Below are 2,106 nucleotides of genomic sequence, written 5' to 3' on the forward strand. Positions count from 1 at the left end.
CACAAACAACATACCCTGCGCCAAGCTCCATGTCTGTTGAAGATGCCTATCAATTAGGCGATTTACTCGTCGACCAATATAAAATAAAACAAGGGCAACCTTATTTGAAATACGCGGCAGATAAGGGTAATGCAAAAGCTGCTTTAGTTTATTCAAGAAGTTTCAAAACAAACATTATGGTTCAAAGCCCTAAACAACATGAATATGCAGTTAAAGCCGCTAAACTTGGAAGTGATGATGCTAAATTTGCTCTTTCATTTCCCAGCAATGTGTTCGGCGACCAAGAATCGTACAGGGCTGAGCTAATAAATACATTAAAAACAAGAGCAGAGAAAGGTAATGCAAAAGCCATGTATAGATTATCACTTCTGTATTCCGGCTCAGAAGACATGGAATGGAAAGAAAAAGCAGCTGAGCATGGTGATGCAAATGCACAATATGAACTGGGTAGACGTTATGAAGTTGGTAAAGGCTGGTTTTTCATACCTGGCAATCGAGAAAAAGAAGTAAAACGACTATACAAGGCCTCTGCTGAACAGGGTAACTTTAGGGGGATGGAAAGTTATGCTTCTATTATTTACGATGAAGGCAATAAAAAAGAAGCGTTAGGTATTTGGATAAAGATGGCAAATACTGGAGATGCTGGTTCTATCATATTTCTTGCTGAACAGTACCTACATTCATTACCACAAATCACTTACCCTGAAAAAGACGTAGTGCTTGGTGCTGCCTACTCAAAAATATATATTGATTCAATGGGCACAGACAAAGAGCATGACCTTTATGATATTTATAAAGAACAATACCTTGAAACAATGAGTCATTTATCTAATGCCCAGAAAAAACAAGTCAACGACTTTGCTAAAGAGTTCTTAAGTAAACATACGGTGAGAGTACTTCGCTAATCTTGTATAGCCCTTACATTCATTGCCTTAAACGCTCCCTCTAATGGGAGCGTTTTTTATCGGTGAAAACAAATATGTAAACGGTAACTTGAATATGTATCTACGATTTATCCAGAAAATTTAAGCCTTCAGGCCAATTATTGCCCAGTATTGATTAGGTGTACCCTTACCTATCTCAACTTATCAGTAGCCCCCCATAACAGCTTTATAGGCAGTAATAAGGATTAATAAATAATGCAAAAAGTAAAAATAGGTTACCGGTGGCTGTTATGTTTATGCCTGTTGTGCGCCTCACAAACACAGGCACAAACAACATACCCTGCGCCAAGCTCCATGTCTGTTGAAGATGCCTATCAATTAGGCGATTTACTCGTCGACCAATATAAAATAAAACAAGGGCAACCTTATTTGAAATACGCGGCAGATAAGGGGAATGCAAAAGCTGCTTTAGCTTATTCATGGACCTTTAGAACGAATATTATGGCCCAAACCCCTCAAGAACATGAATATGCTGTTAAAGCCGCGAAACTAGGAAGCGAAAAAGCTAAATTTGTTCTGTCGACAGATACAAATATTTATGGTGATAGAGAGGAATATCGTACGCCTTTAGTTAAAGAATTAAAAGTTAGAGCAGAACAAGGAGATGGTAACGCAATGAATATGTTATCCTTCTTATACCCTGATGAGTCTAATGACTGGTTGAAGAAAGCTGCTGACCATGGAAACTCAAAGGCACAGGCAAGCCTAGCAAGTATGTATGCTGGCGGAGATGGCTGGTTTTTCATACCTGGCAACCGAGAAAAAGAAGTAAAACGTCTTTACAAGGCCTCTGCTGAACAGGGTAACTTTAGGGGGATGGAAGGTTATGCTTCTATAATTCACAAAGAAGGCCAAAATAAAAAAGCGTTAGATATTTGGACAAAAATGGCGAATACTGGAGATGCTACTTCTATCATTTTCCTTGCTAGAAAATACCTACATTCACAGCCAACAACAACATACCCTGAAAAAGACGAAGTGCTTGGTGCTGCTTACTCAAAAATATATCTTGATTCAATGGGCACAGATAAAAAACATGACCTTTATGATATTTATAAAGAACAATACCTTGAAACAATGAGTCATTTATCTGATGCCCAGAAAAAACAAGTCAACGACTTTGCTAAAGAGTTCTTAAGTAAACATACGGTGAGAGTACTTC

2 protein-coding genes are annotated in these 2,106 nt (G+C 38.2%); both read left to right on the top strand.

Annotation, left to right across the window (positions count from 1 at the left end):
• The coding region (locus tag CTN01_RS22855; RefSeq protein WP_107342221.1) for a tetratricopeptide repeat protein at positions 1–905 on the top strand (905 nt) is incomplete at its 5' end.
• Between the two features lie 234 nt (positions 906–1,139).
• Positions 1,140–2,106: tetratricopeptide repeat protein (locus CTN01_RS22475; RefSeq protein WP_107342222.1), on the top strand; the 967-nt coding region annotated here is incomplete at its 3' end.

Source organism: Photobacterium angustum (assembly GCF_003026365.1).
Lineage (GTDB): Bacteria > Pseudomonadota > Gammaproteobacteria > Enterobacterales > Vibrionaceae > Photobacterium > Photobacterium angustum.